This is a genomic window from Streptomyces sp. NPDC021749 (assembly GCF_040640655.1).
Lineage (GTDB): Bacteria > Actinomycetota > Actinomycetes > Streptomycetales > Streptomycetaceae > Streptomyces.
On sequence record NZ_JBFACE010000002.1, the window covers coordinates 120,769 to 141,437 of the forward strand.

General features: G+C 68.5%; 19 protein-coding genes. 9 read left to right on the forward strand and 10 right to left on the reverse strand.

Annotated features, from left to right (window positions below; translation table 11 throughout):
• Window positions 1-4: 4 nt before the first annotated feature.
• The 3 genes from AB0G35_RS02370 to dnaB all read right to left on the reverse strand — a co-directional run bounded on the left by AB0G35_RS02370 (window position 5) and on the right by dnaB (window position 2,755).
• Entirely contained in the window at window positions 5-409 is a 405-nt protein-coding gene (locus tag AB0G35_RS02370; protein ID WP_360942369.1) for a hypothetical protein, read from the reverse strand.
• Between the two features lie 499 nt (window positions 410-908).
• Window positions 909-1,184 carry a hypothetical protein gene (locus tag AB0G35_RS02375; protein ID WP_360942372.1) on the reverse strand — a complete coding sequence of 92 codons (276 nt, stop codon included), beginning with the start codon at window positions 1,182-1,184 and terminating at the stop codon, window positions 909-911.
• A gap of 95 nt (window positions 1,185-1,279) precedes the next feature.
• Entirely contained in the window at window positions 1,280-2,755 is a 1,476-nt protein-coding gene (gene dnaB / locus AB0G35_RS02380; RefSeq protein WP_360942374.1) for a replicative DNA helicase, read from the reverse strand.
• Window positions 2,756-3,214: 459 nt separating this feature from the next.
• Here dnaB and AB0G35_RS02385 point away from each other — a divergent pair, with 459 nt between their 5' ends.
• Window positions 3,215-4,552 carry an MATE family efflux transporter gene (locus AB0G35_RS02385; protein WP_360942377.1) on the forward strand — a complete coding sequence of 446 codons (1,338 nt, stop codon included), beginning with the start codon at window positions 3,215-3,217 and terminating at the stop codon, window positions 4,550-4,552.
• 41 nt (window positions 4,553-4,593) lie between these two features.
• Window positions 4,594-5,460, forward strand: coding sequence for a trypsin-like serine protease (locus AB0G35_RS02390; protein ID WP_360942380.1), 867 nt, complete (start codon window positions 4,594-4,596; stop codon window positions 5,458-5,460).
• Window positions 5,461-5,544: 84 nt separating this feature from the next.
• Here AB0G35_RS02390 and rplI read toward each other — a convergent pair whose 3' ends face one another.
• From rplI to rpsF, 4 genes are all read right to left on the reverse strand, one after another.
• Complete coding sequence (rplI, locus tag AB0G35_RS02395) at window positions 5,545-5,991, reverse strand: 50S ribosomal protein L9 (RefSeq protein WP_033267022.1); 447 nt, start codon at window positions 5,989-5,991, stop codon at window positions 5,545-5,547.
• Between the two features lie 18 nt (window positions 5,992-6,009).
• Complete coding sequence (gene rpsR / locus AB0G35_RS02400; RefSeq protein WP_003978893.1) at window positions 6,010-6,246, reverse strand: 30S ribosomal protein S18; 237 nt, start codon at window positions 6,244-6,246, stop codon at window positions 6,010-6,012.
• A 108-nt stretch (window positions 6,247-6,354) separates the two neighbouring features.
• Complete coding sequence (locus AB0G35_RS02405) at window positions 6,355-6,939, reverse strand: single-stranded DNA-binding protein (protein WP_261956679.1); 585 nt, start codon at window positions 6,937-6,939, stop codon at window positions 6,355-6,357.
• Window positions 6,940-7,021: 82 nt separating this feature from the next.
• Window positions 7,022-7,312, reverse strand: coding sequence for a 30S ribosomal protein S6 (gene rpsF, locus AB0G35_RS02410; protein ID WP_006604399.1), 291 nt, complete (start codon window positions 7,310-7,312; stop codon window positions 7,022-7,024).
• Window positions 7,313-7,540: 228 nt separating this feature from the next.
• Between rpsF and AB0G35_RS02415 the strand changes: the two genes are divergently transcribed.
• From AB0G35_RS02415 to AB0G35_RS02425, 3 genes are all read left to right on the forward strand, one after another.
• Entirely contained in the window at window positions 7,541-7,858 is a 318-nt protein-coding gene (locus tag AB0G35_RS02415) for a hypothetical protein (RefSeq protein ID WP_360942385.1), read from the forward strand.
• A gap of 139 nt (window positions 7,859-7,997) precedes the next feature.
• Window positions 7,998-9,116 carry a peptidoglycan bridge formation glycyltransferase FemA/FemB family protein gene (locus AB0G35_RS02420; protein WP_360942388.1) on the forward strand — a complete coding sequence of 373 codons (1,119 nt, stop codon included), beginning with the start codon at window positions 7,998-8,000 and terminating at the stop codon, window positions 9,114-9,116.
• Window positions 9,117-9,181: 65 nt separating this feature from the next.
• On the forward strand, window positions 9,182-10,213 hold the full coding sequence (locus tag AB0G35_RS02425; protein WP_360942391.1) for an alanine racemase: 1,032 nt from the start codon (window positions 9,182-9,184) through the stop codon (window positions 10,211-10,213).
• 88 nt (window positions 10,214-10,301) lie between these two features.
• Here AB0G35_RS02425 and AB0G35_RS02430 read toward each other — a convergent pair whose 3' ends face one another.
• Window positions 10,302-11,783: a glycosyltransferase 87 family protein gene (locus tag AB0G35_RS02430; protein WP_360942394.1), complete on the reverse strand. Its 1,482-nt coding sequence runs from the start codon at window positions 11,781-11,783 to the stop codon at window positions 10,302-10,304.
• Between the two features lie 131 nt (window positions 11,784-11,914).
• The gene (locus AB0G35_RS02435) at window positions 11,915-14,563 is read right to left on the reverse strand and encodes a transglycosylase domain-containing protein (protein ID WP_360942397.1); all 2,649 of its coding nucleotides are present in this window, start codon (window positions 14,561-14,563) and stop codon (window positions 11,915-11,917) included.
• A gap of 361 nt (window positions 14,564-14,924) precedes the next feature.
• Between AB0G35_RS02435 and AB0G35_RS02440 the strand changes: the two genes are divergently transcribed.
• From AB0G35_RS02440 to AB0G35_RS02455, 4 genes are all read left to right on the forward strand, one after another.
• The gene (locus AB0G35_RS02440) at window positions 14,925-15,605 is read left to right on the forward strand and encodes a PadR family transcriptional regulator (RefSeq protein ID WP_360942400.1); all 681 of its coding nucleotides are present in this window, start codon (window positions 14,925-14,927) and stop codon (window positions 15,603-15,605) included.
• A gap of 46 nt (window positions 15,606-15,651) precedes the next feature.
• Window positions 15,652-16,734: an inositol-3-phosphate synthase gene (locus tag AB0G35_RS02445; protein ID WP_360942403.1), complete on the forward strand. Its 1,083-nt coding sequence runs from the start codon at window positions 15,652-15,654 to the stop codon at window positions 16,732-16,734.
• A 78-nt stretch (window positions 16,735-16,812) separates the two neighbouring features.
• Window positions 16,813-18,072 carry an MFS transporter gene (locus AB0G35_RS02450; protein ID WP_360942406.1) on the forward strand — a complete coding sequence of 420 codons (1,260 nt, stop codon included), beginning with the start codon at window positions 16,813-16,815 and terminating at the stop codon, window positions 18,070-18,072.
• A gap of 112 nt (window positions 18,073-18,184) precedes the next feature.
• Entirely contained in the window at window positions 18,185-18,757 is a 573-nt protein-coding gene (locus AB0G35_RS02455; RefSeq protein ID WP_360942409.1) for a hypothetical protein, read from the forward strand.
• 208 nt (window positions 18,758-18,965) lie between these two features.
• Here AB0G35_RS02455 and AB0G35_RS02460 read toward each other — a convergent pair whose 3' ends face one another.
• Window positions 18,966-20,444 carry a CCA tRNA nucleotidyltransferase gene (locus AB0G35_RS02460; RefSeq protein WP_360942412.1) on the reverse strand — a complete coding sequence of 493 codons (1,479 nt, stop codon included), beginning with the start codon at window positions 20,442-20,444 and terminating at the stop codon, window positions 18,966-18,968.
• Between the last annotated feature and the right edge of the window lie 225 nt (window positions 20,445-20,669).

Below are 20,669 nucleotides of genomic sequence, written 5' to 3' on the forward strand. Positions count from 1 at the left end.
CGCATTAGCGTGCGGTCAGCAGGGGTGCGGCACCTCTGGTCCCGTCGCCGAGTGGATCGCTGCGACAACAGCTTCGCCGAGTGGGGTCAGTCTCATTGGTGATGCCGTGGTTGCGCGGATGAAGAGCGGGTGCCCGGTCTCCCGTTTCAGCATTCCGATCCTCCGCCTCGCCCTGGTCGCGAAAGGCAGCGAGCCACCGCTCAACGGTGCGAACCGTGACTCCGAGTTCCGCCGCCTTGGCCGCCTTCTTGGCCTCCATCGGCGTGGCCGCGGTGTACTCGTCCCGCGGCTCACCGTCGGCCGTCAACTCCGAGCTGCCCGACCGGTAGCCCGTCAGCACCTCCCGCATGTGGCCGGCCCGCTCGGCCGTCGGTGCTCGCTCTTCATCGTTGAGCTGGTCCAACACCACCGAGGCGATCTCGTCGGCATCTCCTCCCCCAGAGCCCCGGGCTGTCGGGGAGCACGCAAGCGCGGTCGGAAAGGAGCAGTTCCTTTAGCGACAGGCGCTGGACTCGGCCGCGGCCGTCCTTCAGGACGACCTCGTTGCCCGCAGTCGTCGCGGCCAACTCGACCACCTCGACGGCCTCGCCGTCGTAAAGGAAGCGCGTCCCGACACCGACCCGTGTTCCGGCGCCGCTCACACCGGCCTCCCCAGCACCGTCGAGGGCCGTAGCGGGCGCGTGAGATCCGTCCTCCACTCTTGCCTCCACAGCAGGTGGTGGATTGCGGCCCGCACCCGCGGCTCGGCATGGCCGGGAACACGCCGGACAGCGTCTCCCAACGTGACACCGTCCAGGTCAGCACGGCGTGTCTCTTCCAAGATCACCGGGTCGAACAGCCAAGAGCGTCGATAGCCAGCCAGGAAGCGAATGTTCTCCAGTTCCGCCTCCGGCGGTTCACTCCACACCTCATAAACCCACCCTCGCGACTCCAGCCCGCCGAGTCCATGCGAAGGTGAAGCCCACTACCGGATTCAACAACCGCCGCAGCGGCTTGACGTCAACGACGACCGGAGCATGCTCGGTGGTCAGGAAGTAGTCCGGGATGTGCTCGCGGGCCTTCCCCTCCACCACGGTCTTCAGCAGGAACGGCTGGGCCACGATGCCGTGCACTGAGGGGGCGAAGTCTGCGTACAGAAGCCGCGCGAGTTCCAGGCGCGATTCGGTCGAACGGGTGATGGTCACGACCTGCGAGTCTCAAGTCCATGTCGCATCCGACTCTCGTCCGACATCGGTGCTGAGATTCCGACACGAAATTTGAGACCCTACAACCAGGCGCGTCAGGTCTGCGCCATGTCCACGAAGCGCGAGTAGTGGCCCTGGAAGGCCACCGTGATCGTGGCCGTCGGGCCGTTACGGTGCTTGGCCACGATCAGGTCGGCCTCGCCCGCGCGCGGGGACTCCTTCTCGTAGGCGTCCTCGCGGTGCAGCAGGATGACCATGTCGGCGTCCTGCTCGATCGAACCGGATTCGCGGAGGTCCGACACCATCGGCTTCTTGTCCGTGCGCTGCTCGGGGCCACGGTTCAGCTGGGAGAGCGCGATCACCGGGAGCTCCAGCTCCTTGGCCAGCAGCTTGAGGTTACGGGACATGTCCGAAACCTCCTGCTGGCGGCTCTCGGCGCGCTTGGAGCCGCCGGACTGCATCAGCTGGAGGTAGTCGATGACCACCAGCTTGAGGTCGTTGCGCTGCTTGAGCCGGCGGCATTTGGCGCGGATCTCCATCATCGACAGGTTGGGCGAGTCGTCGATGTAGAGCGGCGCCGCGGAGACGTCCGGCATCCGGCGGGCCAGCCGCGTCCAGTCGTCGTCCGTCATGCTGCCGGAGCGCATGTGGTGCAGCGCCACCCGGGCCTCGGCGGACAGCAGGCGCATCGCGATCTCGTTGCGCCCCATTTCCAGCGAGAAGATCACGCTGGGGAGGTTGCTCTTGATGGAGGCGGCGCGGGCGAAGTCCAGCGCGAGGGTGGACTTACCCATGGCGGGACGCGCGGCGATCACGATCATCTGGCCCGGGTGCAGGCCGTTGGTGAGGGAATCCAGGTCGGTGAAGCCGGTCGGCACGCCGGTCATCTGGCCCTGGCGGGAGCCGATCGCCTCGATCTCGTCGAGGGCGCCTTCCATGATGTCGCCGAGCGGGAGGTAGTCCTCGCTGGTGCGCTGCTCGGTGACGGCGTAGATCTCCGCCTGGGCGCTGTTGACGATCTCGTCCACGTCGCCGTCCGCTGCGTATCCCATCTGGGTGATGCGGGTGCCGGCCTCGACCAGGCGGCGCAGCACGGCGCGCTCGTGGACGATCTCGGCGTAGTACTCGGCGTTGGCGGCCGTGGGGACGGACTGGACGAGGGTGTGCAGGTAGGAGGCGCCGCCGACCCGGCCGATCTCGCCGCGCTTGGTGAGCTCGGCGGCGATGGTGATGGGGTCGGCCGGCTCGCCCTTGGCGTAGAGGTCGAGGATCGCCTGGAAGACCAGCTCATGGGCGGGGCGGTAGAAGTCCTCGCCCTTGAGGACCTCGACGACGTCGGCGATGGCGTCCTTGGACAGCAGCATGCCGCCGAGCACGGACTGCTCGGCGTCCAGGTCCTGCGGGGGGACCCGCTCGAAGCCGCCGGACCAGGAACCGCCGTCGTCGTCGCGGTCCGGCCGGTCCCCGCGGCCGCGGCCCTTGCCGTCGGGCCGCCGGGAGCGGGCGGCCGGCAGCAGGTCGCTGGGGCCGGAGCCCGCCCAAGGGTCTTCCATGGGCTCGGGAATGCTCACCCCGGCACCTCCTCCCGTCCGCGGCGCGGACCTTGCTGTGCGCTTCCTTCTTACGGCACAGCTCTGACAATCGAGACGCCCGACTCCGGTTACGGCGCGTCGAGTTCGGACGTCGTCTCAGGCCGGAAACGGGCGGCGGGCGCCGGACCACGGTAGGCCCGTGGGCACCGTCCGCCAATCTGGTTATCCACAGGCCGTGTGGATGACCGGCCCTCAGCTGTGGAGAACTCCCCGGATCCTGTGCACGGGGCGGGGGAAACTTCTGTGGACAAGCACACAATCACCCCGTCCACACCGTCCTGAGCTGCGGCTTTCTCATCCATAGCCTGTGGGGAAGAAAAACTTCCACCACCTGTTCAAGATCGCGACAAACGGCACGGAGGAGACGGCGCCGGAGCGCGTAAAGTAAGGACTGCATAGGGTTTGCATCTCTTACCTGTGGAAGGTTAGATTGAGTGCATGACACAGGCTCCCGCGACCACGCGGCGCATCACCCGCCGCCACGACCGCGAGATCATCGCCCTCGCCGTACCCGCCTTCGGCTCCCTGGTCGCGGAACCCCTCTTCGTCATGGTCGACAGCGCCGTCATCGGCCACCTCGGCACCCCTCAGCTGGCCGGCCTCGGCGTCGCCGCGGGGCTGCTCACCACCGCCGTCTCCGTCTTCGTCTTCCTCGCCTACGCCACCACCGCCGCGGTCGCCCGCCGGGTCGGCGCCGGCGATCTGCCCGCCGCCATCCGCCAGGGCATGGACGGCATCTGGCTCGCCCTGCTGCTCGGCGCCGCGGTCATCGCCGCCGTGCTGCCCACCGCCCCCTGGCTGGTGGAAGCCCTCGGCGCCTCCGGCACCGCCGCGCCGTACGCCACGGCCTACCTGCGCATCAGCGCGCTCGGCATCCCCGCGATGCTCGTGGTGCTGGCCGCCACCGGCCTGCTCCGCGGCCTCCAGGACACCCGGACCCCGCTCTACGTCGCCATCGGTGGCTTCTCCGCCAACGCCGCCCTCAACATCGGACTCGTCTACGGCGCCGGCCTCGGCATCGCCGGCTCCGCATGGGGCACCGTCATCGCCCAGTGCGGGATGGCCGCCGTCTACCTCGCCGTCGTCGTCCGCGGCGCACGCCGGCACGGCGCCTCGCTGCGCCCCGACGCGGCGGGTATCCGCGCCTCCGCCCAGGCCGGCGTGCCGCTGCTGGTCCGTACGCTCTCGCTGCGCGCGGTGCTGATGATCGCCACCGCCATCGCCGCCCGGATCGGCGACGCCGAGGTCGCCGCCCACCAGATCGTGATCACGCTGTGGAACCTGCTGGCCTTCGCGCTGGACGCGATCGCCATCGCCGGGCAGGCCATCATAGGCCGCTACCTCGGCGCGGGGGAGCCGGCCGGCGCCCGGGCCGCCTGCCGCCGCATGGTGCAGTGGGGCATCGCCGCGGGCCTGGTCCTCGGGCTCCTGGTCGTGCTCGGCCGCCCGCTGTTCGTCCCGCTGTTCACCTCCGACCCCGCCGTACGGGGCCCGCTGCTGACCACGCTCCTGGTGGTGGCCGTGACCCAGCCGGTTTCCGGCGTCGTCTTCATCCTCGACGGCGTCCTGATGGGCGCCGGGGACGGCCCTTATCTCGCCTGGGCGATGGTGCTGACGCTGGCGCTCTTCACTCCGCTCGCGCTCGCCGTGCCCGCCTTCGGCGGCGGCCTGGTCGCCCTGTGGTGGGCCATGGCCCTGATGATGACCGTCCGCATGCTCACGCTCCTGCTGCGCGCCCGCTCCGGCCGGTGGATTGTGACCGGAGCCTCGCGATGAAGCATCTCCCGTAACACTGCGCGCTTGTCGATAATGACGAGGTGCGCTCGCTTGCCAGGAAGTCCTTGCTGCCCATGACGTTCATCGTCGTCATGGCCGCTGCCGTGGCGGGATACGCCTCGGACGAGTCGGATACGAGTAGCAGAGCCGGCGGGCGGAGCAGCTTCGGCAAGTCCGGCGAGTCGGGTCAGGACCCGCAGGACCAGGACCCCGCCGCGACCGCCCCGGCCGATGACGGCAACGCGTACACCCCCCGCAGGACCGAGCAGAACGCCCGGGTCGGCGTGGTCTTCGAGAAGAACGACTCCGGCGATCACTTCTGTACCGCGAGCGTGGTGCAGAGCCCGGGTCGGAACATGCTGATCACGGCCGCGCACTGTGCCTTCGACGCCGAGGCCGGAAGCACGGTCGACGACCTCGTCTTCGCCCCCGACTACCGCGACGGCGAGGAGCCCACCGGCCTGTGGAAGGTCAACAAGGTGATCCTCGACGACCGCTGGGCGAAGTCGCAGGACGAGGACCTCGACGTCGCCTTCCTCATCCTGGACAAGAAGGACGGCAAGAACATCCAGGACGTCCTCGGCGGCAACACCCTCGGCATCGACCGCGGCTTCGACAACGAAGTCAAGATCACCGGCTATCCCACCAGCCGCGAGACCCCGATCTCCTGCCAGAACCGCACCACGAAGTACAGCGACACCCAGATGCGCATCCAGTGCACCGACTTCGAGGGCGGTACGAGCGGCAGCCCCTGGCTGGCGGACTACGACCCCAAGAGCCACACCGGAACGGTCATCGGTGTCCTCGGCGGCCACGAAGGCGGCGGCGACCAGGACGACGTCTCGTACGCGGCGTACTTCGACGACGACATCGCCGCGCTGTACAAGCGGGCCCAGGACGAGGACTGAACCCGTCCGCCCCGGCGACCGCGGACCGCACGGCGAAGGGCCGCACCCCAGGACGGGGTGCGGCCCTTCGGCTCGGTGCTGCGATTACGCGGCGACGACCTCGACGCCCAGCTTCGCGACGACCTCGGCGTGCAGACGCACGGAGACCTGGTGCGCGCCCAGGGTCTTGATCGGCGAGCCCAGCTCGACGCGGCGCTTGTCGACGTCCGGACCACCGGCAGCCTTGATCGCCGCAGCGACGTCGGCCGGGGTGACGGAACCGAACAGGCGGCCCGCGTCGCCGGCACGCACGGCCAGCTTCACGTTGACGCCCTCAAGCTGGCCCTTGACCTCGTTGGCCTGCTCGATCGTGGCGATCTCGCGGATCTTGCGACCGCGGCGGATCTGCTCGACGTCCTTCTCGCCACCCTTGGTCCAGCGGATCGCGAAACCACGCGGAACCAGGTAGTTACGGGCGTACCCGTCCTTGACGTCAACGACGTCACCGGCGGTGCCGAGGCCGGAGACCTCGTGGGTGAGGATGATCTTCATCTGTCGGTCACCCTTCCCTTATCGCGCGGTGGACGTGTAGGGCAGCAGCGCCATCTCACGGCTGTTCTTCACGGCCGTGGCGACGTCACGCTGGTGCTGCGTGCAGTTGCCGGTCACTCGACGGGCACGGATCTTGCCGCGGTCGGAGATGAACTTCCGCAGCAGGTTCGTGTCCTTGTAGTCGACGTAGGAGATCTTCTCCTTGCAGAACACGCAAACCTTCTTCTTAGGCTTGCGAGCAGGCGGCTTCGCCATTGTCTCTCTCCAGTGAGTTCAAGAAGTTTGTGCTGACGCCCTCAAGGCCGCCGCCCGTTTCACAGCGCTGTTTCACGTGAAACAGCGCAGCGCCGAGCCGACACGGACTTAGAAGGGCGGCTCGTCCGAGTAGCCACCGCCGGAGCCGCCGCCCCAGCCACCACCGCCGCCACCCTGCTGGCCACCGCCAGAAGGTCCGCCGGTCGCCCACGGGTCGTCGGCGGGAGCGCCGCCGCCCTGCTGGCCGCCGCCGGGGCCGCCGCCCCAGCCGCCGCCACCCTGGCCACCGCCCTGACCGCCGCCGAAGCCGCCGCCCTGGCCACCGCGACCGCTGGTCTTGGTGATCTTGGCCGTGGCGTTCTTGAGGCTCGCGCCCACTTCCTCGACGTCGAGCTCGTAGACCGTGCGCTTCACGCCCTCGCGGTCCTCGTACGACCGCTGCTTGAGGCGGCCCTGGACGACCACGCGGGTGCCCCGCGTAAGGGACTCGGCGACGTTCTCGGCCGCCTGACGCCACACCGAGCAGGTCAGGAACAGGCTCTCGCCGTCCTTCCACTCATTGGTCTGGCGGTCGAAGGTGCGGGGGGTCGACGCGACGCGGAACTTCGCGACCGCCGCACCGGACGGGGTGAAGCGCAGCTCGGGGTCGTCGACAAGATTGCCGACGACCGTGATGACGGTCTCGCCTGCCATTAGGGGAACCTCTCGGCGGGTGTGCTGCTGGCTGCTGGTGTTGCTGCTACTCGGACCCGGTTACCGCTGGACGCTGACGCGTTCAGTGGGTTTCGGGACGGAGAACCTTGGTCCGGAGGACCGACTCGTTCAGGTTCATCTGACGGTCGAGCTCCTTGACGACCGCAGGCTCGGCCTGCAGGTCGATGACCGAGTAGATGCCCTCGGGCTTCTTCTTGATCTCGTACGAGAGACGACGACGGCCCCAGGTGTCGACCTTCTCGACCTTTCCGTTGCCCTCACGGACGACGGAGAGGAAGTTCTCGATCAGCGGGGAGACAGCGCGCTCCTCGAGATCGGGGTCGAGGATGACCATCACCTCGTAGTGACGCATGGTGAACCCACCTCCTTTGGACTCAGCGGCCACGGTCGTTCCGTGGCAGGAGGGTCATATGCGTTCCGCGCCGAGCCGGGCCGGTCATCGGACAGACATGGGCGCAGACGGTACACAGTACCTGCCTGAAGTCTTCCGGTTGAAATCCGCCCGGTACACCCCCCAATCTGGAACACAACGGGTGTGAGCGGCGTTACAGTGCGCCGCCCCTGTCATCGGAGGTGCCGCATGGCACAGGCAGCCAGGATCCAGCGCAGTCTGCTCTCGCTTCTCAACAGCGACGGCAAGGACCATCCCGTAGAGAACACCTTCGCCCTTGTCACCGTGGTGCTCGGCGCGATCGCCGCCTTCACCACTTTCTCTCCCAGTCTGCATCTGGTCAGTTCCTGGGTCGGCCTGGTCGGAATCGGCACCGGCCTGTGGGGCCAGTTCATCTCGTCGACGACGGGTGAGCGCTTCCTGTTGATCATCGGTCTCGGAGCCTCAGGCTTCGGCTTCTTCCTCGGCATGGCACACGGCGGCCTCTTCGGCGGCCTCATCGGATAGCCGCCCGGCCCCGGTGCCACTGCGGCATACGGGGCCCCGGCGCGTACGGCCCAGACGGGGCGCTCCCCGGCCACAGTAGGCTTCGGCGCGAGAGCCGGAGCCCCGCACAAGGGGACACACCTGCCGAGGAGCGCCCCGCATGAGCCTGACCCTGAGGACCATCAGTCGAGAGCAGCATCTGGCATACATCCAGAGCCTGCCCGCGGCGAGCCACATGCAGGTTCCGGCCTGGGCGGATGTGAAGGCCGAATGGCGTTCGGAGAGCCTGGGCTGGTTCGACGCGAGCGGCGAGCTGGTCGGCGCGGGCCTGGTGCTCTACCGCCAGCTGCCCAAGATCAAGCGCTACCTCGCGTACCTGCCCGAGGGGCCGGTCATCAACTGGTTCGCGCCGAATCTGGAGGACTGGCTGCAGCCGATGCTCAGCCACCTCAAGCAGCAGGGCGCCTTCTCCGTGAAGATGGGCCCCCCGGTGATCATCCGCCGCTGGGACGCCGCCGCGATCAAGTCGGGCATCCAGAACCCGGACGTCAAGCGGCTCCGCGACGTCGAGGCGACGCACATCGAGCCGCGCGCCTTCGAGGTGGCCGACCGTCTGCGCCGCATGGGCTGGCAGCAGGGCGAGGACGGCGGCGCCGGCTTCGGGGACGTCCAGCCCCGTTACGTCTTCCAGGTGCCGCTGGCCGACCGCGCGCTGGAGGACGTCCACAAGGGCTTCAACCAGCTGTGGCGCCGCAACATCAAGAAGGCCGAGAAGGCCGGCGTCGAGGTCGTCCAGGGCGGCTACGACGACCTGGCCGAATGGCAGCGGCTCTACGAGATCACCGCGGAGCGCGACCGCTTCCGCCCGCGGCCGCTCGGCTACTTCCAGCGCATGTGGACGGCCCTCAACACCGAGGACCCCAACCGCATGCGGCTGTACTTCGCCCGCCACAACGGCGTGAACCTCTCCGCGGCGACCATGCTCGTCGTCGGTGGGCACGTCTGGTACTCCTACGGCGCCTCGGACAACATCGGCCGCGAGGTCCGGCCCTCGAACGCCATGCAGTGGAAGATGCTGCAGGACGCCTACGCGCTCGGCGCCACGGTCTACGACCTCCGCGGCATCAGCGACTCGCTGGACGAGAACGACCACCTCTTCGGTCTGATCCAGTTCAAGGTCGGCACGGGCGGGCAGGCAGCCGAGTACCTCGGTGAGTGGGACTTCCCGCTCAACAAGCTGCTGCACAAGGCGCTCGACATCTACATGTCGCGCCGCTGACCGTTCCACCGCACGTCCGTAACTCCTGACACACCCCAGCCACGAGAAAGGTTCCGGGCCCGGCCATGGCGCTCACCCTCTACGTCGACACCGCGCGCTGGCGGGCGCATCAGCAGAGCGTTCTCCAGCAGTTCCCCGGGCTGGTCCCGGTCTGCAAAGGCAACGGTTACGGCTTCGGCCACGAGCGGCTCGCCGAGGAAGCCACCCGCCTGGGTGCCGACATTCTCGCCGTCGGAACGACCTACGAAGCGGCCCACATCAAGGACTACTTCAGCGGGGACCTGCTCGTCCTGACGCCGTTCCGGCACGGCGAGGAGCCGGTGCCGCTGCCCGACCGGGCGATCCGCTCGGTCTCCTCGGTCGAGGGCGTGGGCGGCCTGGTCGGTGCCCGGGTCGTGATCGAGGTCATGAGCAGCATGAAGCGGCACGGCGTCAAGCCGGAGGACCTGCCGAAGCTGGCCACGGCCATCGAGGACGTCCGGCTCGAAGGCTTCGCGATCCACCTGCCGCTGGACCGCGCCGACGGGTCCGACGCGGTCGAGGAGGTCATCGGCTGGATGGACCGGCTGCGGGCCGCCCGCCTGCCGCTGCACACCATGTTCGTCAGCCACCTCAAGGCCGATGAACTCGCCCGTCTCCAGCAGCAGTTCCCGCAGACCCGGTTCCGCGCCCGGATCGGGACCCGGCTCTGGCTCGGTGACCACGAAGCCACCGAGTACCGCGGTTCGGTGCTGGACGTCACCCGGGTCGCCAAGGGCGAGCGCTTCGGCTACCGCCAGCAGAAGGCGGCCTCCGACGGCTATCTGGTCGTGGTGGCCGGCGGCACCTCGCACGGCGTGGGGCTGGAGGCGCCCAAGGCGCTGCACGGTGTGATGCCGCGCGCCAAGGGAGTCGCCCGGGCCGGCCTGGCGACCGTGAACCGCAACCTCGCGCCCTACCTCTGGGCCGGCAAGCAGCGGTGGTTCGCCGAGCCGCCGCACATGCAGGTCTCGATCCTGTTCGTGCCGGCCGACGCGCCGCAGCCGCAGGTCGGCGAGGAGCTGGTGGCCCATCTGCGGCACACCACCACGCAGTACGACCGCCTCGTGGACCGCTGACCGGACCGCAGCCCCACCGGACGGACGACGGGCCCGGTGCCGCAGATCACCTCTGCGGCACCGGGCCCGTCGCATGTGGCCGGCCGGCTCAGTCGCGCGCCACACCCCAGCGCACCCGTGGTGCCTTCTCGAAATGCACCGCGTGCCGCGGCGGGTGGTACGCCCGCCCGAGCACGAACGCATCGGGGCTGCGGTCCAGCACACCGCCCGACGGATCGTCGTCGCCGTCCCTGCGGACCACGTCGCGCTCCGGCATCAGGATGTCCCGGACGACCAGTGCGCACAGGTAGAAGGTGCCCAAGAGGTGCAGCGCGATGGCCAGTTGGTAACCCTCCGGCGGCAGCCCCTGGTGCTTGTCGCCGTTGCCGGTGTACGCGAGGTACATCCAGATCCCGAGGAAGTACATGACCTCGCAGGCCTGCCATACCAGGAAGTCGCGCCAGCGCGGCCGGGCCAGCGCGGCCAGCGGGGTCAGCCAGAGGACGTACTGCGGGGAGTAGACCTTGTTGGTGAGGATGAACAGCGCCACGACGAGGAAGGCGAGCTGGGCGAAGCGCGGCCGGCGCGGTGCGTAGAGGGTCAGCAGGCCGATGGCGCCACAGCCGAGGATCATCAGCAGCGTGGCGTAGGTGTTGGCGTTCTCCAGCGCGGCGCCGGTGCGCTGGGAGATCAGCAGCCAGACGGAGCCGAAGTCGATGGGCCGCTGCTGGCTGAAGACGTAGAACTTCGCCCAGCCCTCGCGGATGTGGAAGCCCGTCGCATCGTGCGTGATCATCACCGGCAGATTGACCACCAGCCAGGACGCCGCCGCGCCCGCCACCGCCTTGCCGTAGACCCGCCAGGCCCCCGCCCGCCAGCACAGCACCAGCAGCGGCCCCAGCAGGAGCACGGGGTACAGCTTGGCCGCGGTCGCCAGCCCGATCAGGACGCCGGCGGCCAGCGGGCGGCTGCGGGACCACATCAGCATCCCGGCGGCCGTCAGGGCGATCGCCAGCAGGTCCCAGTTGATGGTGGCGGTGAGTGCGAAGGCCGGCGCCAGTGCCACCAGCAGGCCGTCCCAGGGCCGCCGCCGGTGGGTACGGGTCACGCACACCGCGATGACGGCGGCGCAGATCATCAGCATCCCGGCGTTGACCAGCCAGTAGATCTGCTCGCGGAACTGCAGGTCCCCGCCGTGCGGCGTCATCCAGGAGGCGACCTCCATGAAGACACCCGTCAGCACGGGATATTCCAGATACTCCATGTCGCCGGGCAGCCGGTCGAAGTACGGGATCAGCCCGTCGGCGAAGCCACGGCCCGCGTAGAGGTGCGGGATGTCGGAGTAGCAGGCATGGGTGTACTGGCTCGTGGCGCCGAAGAACCAGCCGCCGTTGTAGCAGGGCAGCTTCTGCACCATGCCGAGCGCGAACATCCCGATGGCGACGAGCGCGATGACTCGTACCGGCGTCAGCCAGTTCGTGCCGAGCAGTGCGTGCCGGCCGATCGGGCCTCCGATCAGCTCACTGCCGGCCGCCGCCACCTCGTCCCGCTTCGTCGGCCGCACCGGCTCGTCCTGTCGCACGCTCGTCATGGGCCCATCCTGCCGTACGAGCAGGGGCAGAACATGGCGAAGCCCCCGCCCGGTCAAGCCGGGCGGGGGCTTCGTCGGCGCCTCCGTTTCACGTGAAACAGCGCGCTGTTTCACGTGAAACGGTCGCGGGATCAGCCTTCGGGTCCGCCGAAGATCCCTCCACCGCCGCTGGTGTCCGTGGGATCCGGTGTCGGAGTCGTGCCTCCGGTACCGCCCGGTCCGCCGGTGCCGCCGCCCTTTCCTCCGCCATTGCCGTTACCACCGGTGTTCCGGCAGGTGGGGTCGAACGGCGAGCAGGTATCGGTCGGCGACGGGCTCGGGCTGTCGCTCGGGGAAGCGGACTCGGTCGGCTTGTCCGACGGCGTCGCCGACGGGGGGTCGGACGGCGTGGGCGTCGGCGTCGGGGCCGGCATCCCCGCCTCGTCCGCCTTCTGCCCGATCGGCGTCGCCGGGGGGAAGTCCTCCGGGGTGACGCCGTTCATCGCCTGCAGCATGTACTCGGTCCACACCTCGGTGGGCAGGGCGCCACCGTGGATCGAGTCGAAGCCGCCGACGCCGTTCATGGACAGCTGACGCGGGTTCTGAGCGTCCTCACGGAACATCGTGATGGCCGTCGAGAGCTGCTTGGTGTACCCGACGAACCAGGCCGACTTGTTCTCGTCGGTGGTACCGGTCTTGCCCGCGGCCGGCATGTTCAGTCGGCGGGCCGCCTTACCGGTGCCGTTCTGGATGACGTTCTTCAGGACCTTGGTGACGTTGTTGGCGATGTTGGAATCCATCGCCGTCTCCTGCTTGGGCTTCTCGAAGCCCGGCAGGTCCACGCCCTGGGACGTCACCTTGGTCACCGAGTACGGCTCCACCTTGGTGCCCGAGTCGGCGAATGTCGCATAGGCATCGGCCATACGGATCGCACTCGGGGTGGAGGTGCCCAGCGCGAACGACGGGTTGAGGTGCTTGTCGAAGCTGGCCTCCGAGATTCCGCAGGCCTCCGCCATGTCCCGGACCTTGTCCATGCCGACGTCCATGCCCAGCTGGACGAAGGGCGTGTTGACGGACTGTTCCATCGCCTTGACCAGCGAGATGTAGCCCCAGGGGTGGTTGCTCTCGTTCTCCTGGTAGAAGGGCGAGTTATCCCTCTTCAGGACATAGTTGCCTTGTGCGTCCTTCACCTTGAGGTGATCGTTGCCGTTGTAGAGGCTGTCCGGCGAGAGCCCGTCGGGCCGGGTCTTGGGGACGCCGTACTTCATCGACGCCGCGAGCACGAACGGCTTCCAGGTCGAACCGACCGGCACACCGAAGGTGTCGGCGTTGTTGCTGAAGTGCCCCTTGTCGTAGCCCGCACCGCCGTACAGGGCGACGATCTTGCCGTCTCCCGGCACCACGGACGCGCCACCGAACTGGACGAACTTGTCCTTCGCCCGCTTCTTCGGGTCGATGTAGCGCTTGTCGACCTTCTTGACCGCGGTCTCCAGCTCCCGGGTCTTCTTCTCGTCGAAGGTCGTCCGGATCGTGTAGCCGCCCTTGTCGAACCGGGCCTCGGGGATGTTGGCGTGCTTCAGGACGTACTTCTTGGCGACGTCCATCAGATAGCCGATCTGGCCGCTCTTGCTGGCCACGGGCTTCGGCCGGATGGGCTTCGGGAACCGCGTGTACTTGGCCCGCTGCGCCTTCGTCATGAGACCGTTGGCCACCTCGCGGTCCAGGATCCACTTCCAGCGGGCCGTGACGCGCTTGGTATTCGCCGCCGCCGATGCCCCCGGCCCGGTGCCGCCCGCGGGGTCATAGAGGTTGGCACCCTTGAGGACTGCCGCGAGGAACGCCCCCTCGTCCGGAGTCAGCTTCCTCGCGTCCTTGCCGTAATACGCCTGCGCCGCCGCCTGGACGCCGTACGCGCCACGGCCGTAGTAGCTGGTGTTGAGGTAGCCCTGCAGGATCTTGGGCTTGCTCATCTTCCAGCCGACCTTGATGGCGATGAACAGCTCCTTGAACTTGCGGTCAAGGGTCTGCTCCTGGCTGAGCATGGCGTTCTTCACGTACTGCTGCGTGATGGTCGAGCCGCCCTGGGTCTCGCCGCCCCTGGCCATGTTCAGCACGGCGCGGGCGATACCCATCGGGTCGACACCGGAGTCCGACCGGAAGGACGCGTTCTCCGCCGAAATCACTGCATTCTGCATCGACTTCGGGATCTCATCTATCCCGACGTTCTGCCGGTTCGTCTCACCGTCACGGGCCATGACCTTGCCGTTGGCCCAGAGATAGACGTTGTTCTGCGACTTGGCCGCTTTGCTCTCATCCGGCACCTGGACCATCGCGAGCGCCACACCCGCCGCACCGACGATCACCCCCAGGAAGCCCACACACAGGCTGGCGACCTGCTTCCAGGACGGGACGAACCGCCGCCAGCCGATCTTGTGGGCACGGGGATAGTCGATGAACCGCTTCTTGCCGGGCGGGCCGCCGTCACCACGACCGCGGCCGCGACCGCCCTCGGGGCCACCGCCGCCACCGCCACGACGGCCTCCACGACCGCCGCCACCGGAGCCCATCGCGGCGGTGTCGGGCGTCCGGCGGCGGCCGCCGCGCTGGGCGGCTCTGCGGGCCTCGGCCCGCCCGCCCAGCCTCGACTCCTGCCCGGGCGGGCCGGAAGGGGGGGTGGGGCCGGCAGCGGATCCACGCGAAGGGGCGGCACGACGCCCTGACCCTGACTGCTGTGCGGCGCGTCGGGCCGCGGCACGTCCGCCACTCTGCGGCTGTGGCGGTTTGCGACGGTGCTCGCTCATGGAACGGATACTCCTCGGGCAGGCGCGCTATCTCGTCGCCTGAAGGCGGCAGTTGTCTTCAGGTCCCCCCGATGCACGGCCCGTCCCTGAGGCGCGAGCCGCACTACACCGAGGACGGGGACGTCTGATATCGGCCCACGGTTCCCGGCAGTCTGCATGCCGCACAGACTACGCACGGCCAAAACCTGCCCAGTGTTGAAATTCACTCCAAATCAGTCAGGTTGGATGGCACGAATCAGTGATGTGACGCCGTTCACCGTCCCCCCACTTGTTCCGCCCCAGGGCCCGCTCTATCGTCTGGATGTATCGAGTCGATACATCAGGACGGCATAAAGAACGCACCGGGCCGAGGAGGCGGAGGATGACCAGACGTTCCGGCATCCTTGAGTTCGCCGTCCTCGGCCTGCTCCGTGAGTCCCCGATGCACGGCTATGAGCTGCGCAAACGGCTCAATACGTCGCTCGGGGTGTTCCGTGCGTTCAGCTACGGCACCCTCTACCCCTGCCTCAAGGCGCTGGTCGCGAACGGCTGGCTCACCGAGGAGACGGACGGTGGTCCGGAGGGTGTTTCCGCCGCGGCGCTGACCGGGCGGCGGGCCAAGATCGTCTACCGATTGACCGCAGCGGGCAAAGAACACTTCGAAGAACTGCTCGCCCACTCCGGTCCGGATGCGTGGGAGGACGAGCACTTCGGCGTCCGCTTCGCATTTTTCGGCCAGACGTCGCGGGACGTACGGATGCGAGTGCTGGAAGGCCGCCGCAGCCGGCTGGAGGAACGCCTTGAGAAGATGCGCACCTCCTTGGCCCGGTCCCGCGAGCGGCTGGACGACTACACCCTCGAACTGCAACGCCACGGCATGGAATCCGTGGAGCGTGAGGTCCGTTGGCTGAACGGGCTCATCGAGAGTGAGCGTGCCGGGCGCGACCAGCGCGCACCGGACCCCGCAGCGCAGGACAAGAAGAACCAGTCAGGAGATACGGGCGGCCTGCCCCGGCACCGGGGTGGATCCCGGCCGGATCCGTCCGATGACACCACCACATGAGGCACTGCGGTGCAGTTCCTCATCGAGAACACAGGGAGCAACCGGAATGGGTTCGGTTCGCGTAGCCATCGTCGGCGTGGGCAACTGCGCCGCCTCGCTGGTACAAGGCGTCGAGTACTACAAGGACGCCGACCCGGACAGCCGCGTGCCCGGCCTCATGCACGTGCAGTTCGGCGACTACCACGTGCGTGACATCGAGTTCGTGGCCGCCTTCGACGTCGACGCCAAGAAGGTCGGCCTCGACCTCGCGGACGCCATCGGCGCGAGCGAGAACAACACCATCAAGATCTGCGACGTGCCGAACTCCGGCGTGCAGGTCCAGCGCGGCCACACCCTCGACGGCCTGGGCAAGTACTACCGCCAGACCATCGAGGAGTCCGCCGAGGCTCCGGTGGACATCGTCCAGGTCCTCAAGGACACCCGCGCGGACGTGCTGGTCTGCTACCTCCCGGTGGGTTCCGAGGACGCCGCGAAGTACTACGCCCAGTGCGCCATCGACGCCAAGGTCGCCTTCGTCAACGCCCTCCCGGTCTTCATCGCCGGCACCAAGGAGTGGGCGGACAAGTTCACCGAGGCCGGTGTCCCGATCGTCGGTGACGACATCAAGTCGCAGGTCGGCGCCACCATCACGCACCGTGTGATGGCCAAGCTCTTCGAGGACCGGGGCGTCATCCTGGACCGCACGATGCAGCTGAACGTCGGCGGCAACATGGACTTCAAGAACATGCTGGAGCGGGAGCGCCTGGAGTCCAAGAAGATCTCCAAGACCCAGGCCGTCACCTCCCAGATCCGCGACCGCGAGCTCGGCGAGGACAACGTCCACATCGGCCCCTCGGACTTCGTGGCCTGGCTGGACGACCGCAAGTGGGCCTACGTCCGCCTCGAAGGCCGCGCCTTCGGCGACGTCCCGCTCAACCTGGAGTACAAGCTCGAAGTCTGGGACTCCCCGAACTCCGCGGGCGTCATCATCGACGCGCTGCGTGCCGCGAAGATCGCCAAGGACCGCGGGATCGGCGGCCCGGTCCTCTCCGCGTCCTCGTACTTCATGAAGTCCCCGCCGGTCCAGTACTTCGACGACGAGGCCCGCGAGAGCGTCGAGAAGTTCATCAGGGGTGAGGTCGAGCGCTGAGGCGCCGGTCGCATCCGCCTTTCGCAGGCCCCCGGGTATTCCACCCGGGGGCCTGCGGGCTGTGTGAGGCTGTGCCTCATGCATGCTGTGCGCGCGCTTCGCGTATTACTCCGGCTACGCGACTTCCGATCGCTGCTCGCCGCACGGCTGCTCTCCCAAGCGGCCGACGGCGTGTACCAGGTCGCGCTCGCCACGTACGTGGTCTTCTCACCGGAGAAGCAGGCCTCGCCCGCAGCCATCGCCTCCGCCATGGCCGTCCTGTTGCTCCCGTACTCCCTCCTCGGGCCGTTCACCGGTGTGCTGCTCGACCGCTGGCGACGCCGTCAGGTCCTGCTGTACGGCAACCTGCTGCGGACGCTGCTCGCCATGGCCACCGCGGCGCTGATCGTGTCGAAGGTCCCCGACTGGCTCTTCTACGCCTCAGCCCTGTCGGTGACGGCGGTGAACCGCTTCGTCCTGGCCGGGCTCTCGGCCGCGCTGCCCCGCGTGGTCGACGGGCAGGAGCAACTCGTCATGGCCAACTCGCTCGCCCCGACGGCCGGGACGCTCGCCGCGACGGCCGGTGGCGGGCTGGCCTTCGCGGTCCGGCTGGCCGGCCCCGATGTGGATGCCTTCGTCGTGCTGCTCGCCGCGGCCTTCTATTTCCTCTCGGCGCTCACCGCGCTGCGCATGACGCCGCAACTGCTCGGCCCCGACCCGACGCAGCTCCAACCCGGCCTGGGTGAGGCCCTGTTGAGCACCGTACGCGGCCTTGCGGCAGGGCTGCGCCACCTCGCCCAGCGGCGTATGCCGGCCCGCGCCCTGGCCGCGATGACCCTGATCCGCTTCTGCTACGGGGCGTTGACGGTCATGGTGCTGATGCTGTGCCGGTATTCCTGGTCGGACACCGAGTCCGAGGGCCTGGCGCTGCTCGGCATCGCCGTCGTGGTGTCCGGAGCGGGATTCTTCGCCGCCGCTGTCGTCACTCCCTGGGCGGTGGGACGGCTCACCGCCTTCGGCTGGATCGCCTGCTGCGCCCTCGGGAGTGCGGTGCTGGTGCCCGCTCTGGGCCTCTTCTTCACGCCGGGTCCGATGCTGGCCGCCGCGTTCGTGCTCGGTCTCGGCACCCAGGGCACCAAGATTTCCACGGACACGGTCGTCCAGTCCTCGGTCGACGACGCGTTCCGCGGGCGCATCTTCGCCCTGTACGACGTGCTCTTCAACGTCGCCTTCGTCGGCGCCGCCGCGGTCGCCGCCCTCATGCTGCCGCCGGACGGCCGATCGGCCGCGCTGCTCGGTGTGGTGACGGTCCTCTACGCCCTGGTCGCCGCGGCAATGGCTCGCTTTCGACGGAGTTAGGCGCTGTCCTCCCCGCCCCAGAGGGGTCCCGTCCCTGCGGCGGTGCCCGGGACCCGGTACCTTACGGGCGTCCCACACACGAGCCTGTACACAACAAAATCGGGGGAGTTCCATGACCATGCCGCCGCCTGGGCAGAATCCGTACGGCCAGGCGCCGTACGGGCAGCCGCCTTACGGCCAGAATCCATATCCGCAGGCGCCGCCGGCTCCCCAGGCACCGTACGGCCAGCCCCAGGGCGGATACGCCTATCCCCAGCAGCCGCAGGCGCCCTACGGCCAGCCCCAGCCGGGGTACCCGGCCCAGCCGCAGCAGCCTTATGCGCAGCACGGCGCTCCCGTCCCACCGCCCCGCCCCGCCAAGACCCGTTCCGCCAAGTCGATTCTGCGGGGCATCGGGATCGTCTTCGTTCTGGTCGCCTTCGCGTTCTTCTGGTTCACCAGCCGGGACGACGCCAGCAACGCCGAGGCCGGCGACTGCGTGAAGAAGTCCAGTAGTTCGCTCGACGACGGCCTCGCGGTGGTCGACTGCAGCAGCGGGGAGGCCCAGTACAAGGTGTCCAAGGTGCACGACGGCACCTCGGACCCCTCCGTGTGCTCCGCCGGTGAGGACGCCTACGTCAAGACGGTGCACCGCCGTCGGCGGGCCGACACGGCCATGGTGCTCTGCCTGACGCCCACGAAGTAGCGCACTCCGCGTCTCTCGCAGACGACTGGGGCGGTGTTTCACGTGAAACACCGCCCCAGTCGTCTGCGCTCTGCGCCACGTTTCACGTGAAACATGGCAGCGGCCCACCGTCCGCTCGTTTCACGTGAAACCTCGCATCGACCGATCACCCGGCCGTTTCACGTGAAACATCGCACTGACCGACCACCCGCACGTTTCACGTGAAACATCAGCCCTGCTGCGTGGCCCACCAGTCCTTCAGCGCGGCAATCGCCGCCTCGCGCTCCATGGGCCCGTGCTCCAGCCGGAGCTCCAGCATCTGCTTGTACGCCTTGCCGACCTCGGGCCCTGGCCGCAGCCCCAGGATCTCCATGATGTCGTTGCCGTCCAGGTCCGGACGGATCGCATCGAGCTCTTCCTGCTCCTGCAGCCGCGCGATGCGCTCCTCCAACCCGTCGTACGCGCGGGACAGGGCGCTGGCCTTGCGCTTGTTACGGGTCGTGCAGTCCGAACGCGTCAGCTTGTGCAGCCGCTCCAGCTGCGGGCCGGCGTCACGGACATAGCGGCGGACCGCCGAGTCGGTCCATTCGCCCGTCCCGTAGCCGTGGAAGCGCAGATGCAGCTCCACCAACCGCGAGACGTCCTTGATCATGTCGTTGGAGTACTTCAGCGCGGTCATCCGCTTCTTGGTCATCTTCGCGCCCACCACCTCGTGGTGGTGGAAGGAGACCCGGCCGTCCTTCTCGAAGCGGCGCGTCCGCGGCTTGCCGATGTCGTGCAGCAGGGCCGCCAGTCGCAGCACCAGATCGGGACCGTTCTCTTCGAGATCGATCGCCTGCTCCAGCACCGTGAGCGAATGCTCGTAGACATCCTTGTGGCGGTGATGCTCGTCACTTTCCAGACGCAGCGCGGGCAGCTCGGGCACGACCCGGTCCGCGAGGCCGGAGTCGACGAGCAGCCGCAGTCCCTTGCGCGGGTGCGGCGCGAGGATCAGCTTGTTCAGCTCGTCCCGGACCCGCTCCGCGGAGACGATGTCGATGCGGTCGGCCATCGCCTTCATCGCAGCGACGACCTCGGGCGCGACCTGGAAGTCCAGCTGGGCGGCGAACCGGGCCGCACGCATCATCCGCAGCGGATCGTCCGAGAACGAGTCCTCCGGCGCGCCCGGCGTCCGCAGCACACGGTCGGCCAGGTCCTCCAGGCCGTTGTGCGGGTCGACGAACTCCTTCTGCGGCAGGAAGACCGCCATCGCGTTCACCGTGAAGTCCCTGCGGACCAGGTCGTCCTCGATGGAGTCGCCGTAGGACACCTCGGGCTTGCGGGAGGTGCGGTCGTACGCCTCGGAGCGGTAGGTCGTGACCTCGATGTCGAACGAGTCCTTCTTGCAGCCGACCGTGCCGAAGGCGATCCCGACCTCCCAGAGCGCGTCCGCCCACGGCCGGACGATCTTCAGGACGTCCTCGGGGCGCGCGTCCGTGGTGAAGTCCAGGTCGTTGCCGAGCCGGCCGAGCAGCGCATCCCGGACCGAGCCACCGACCAGGGCAAGCGTGAACCCCGCCTCCTGGAATCGGCGGGCCAGGTCGTCCGCGACGGGTGACACCCGCAGCAGCTCGCTCACGGCGCGACGCTGCACGTGGTTCAACGCGTTCGTCGACTGCGGGGCCCGCTCGGCGTGCGGGGCAGGGAGGTCATTGTTGGCGTTCGGCACAACAGAACAGGGTACGTGGCCGCGCCGCGCGAAGCGCCACGTAATAAACGCGCACGTAATAAAGGGGACAGGCCGGTCGGGCGGCCGTCCGCTCCGCGATCATGTGGAGCAGTCCCCGGCACTCCCCCGCGGCGGATCTCGTTACCATTCCTGGACGCACATTCCGACGACCACTGACGACGACGAGGGACGGGCGAGCGCGTGGCCGAGGCGGCAGGGTTCCAG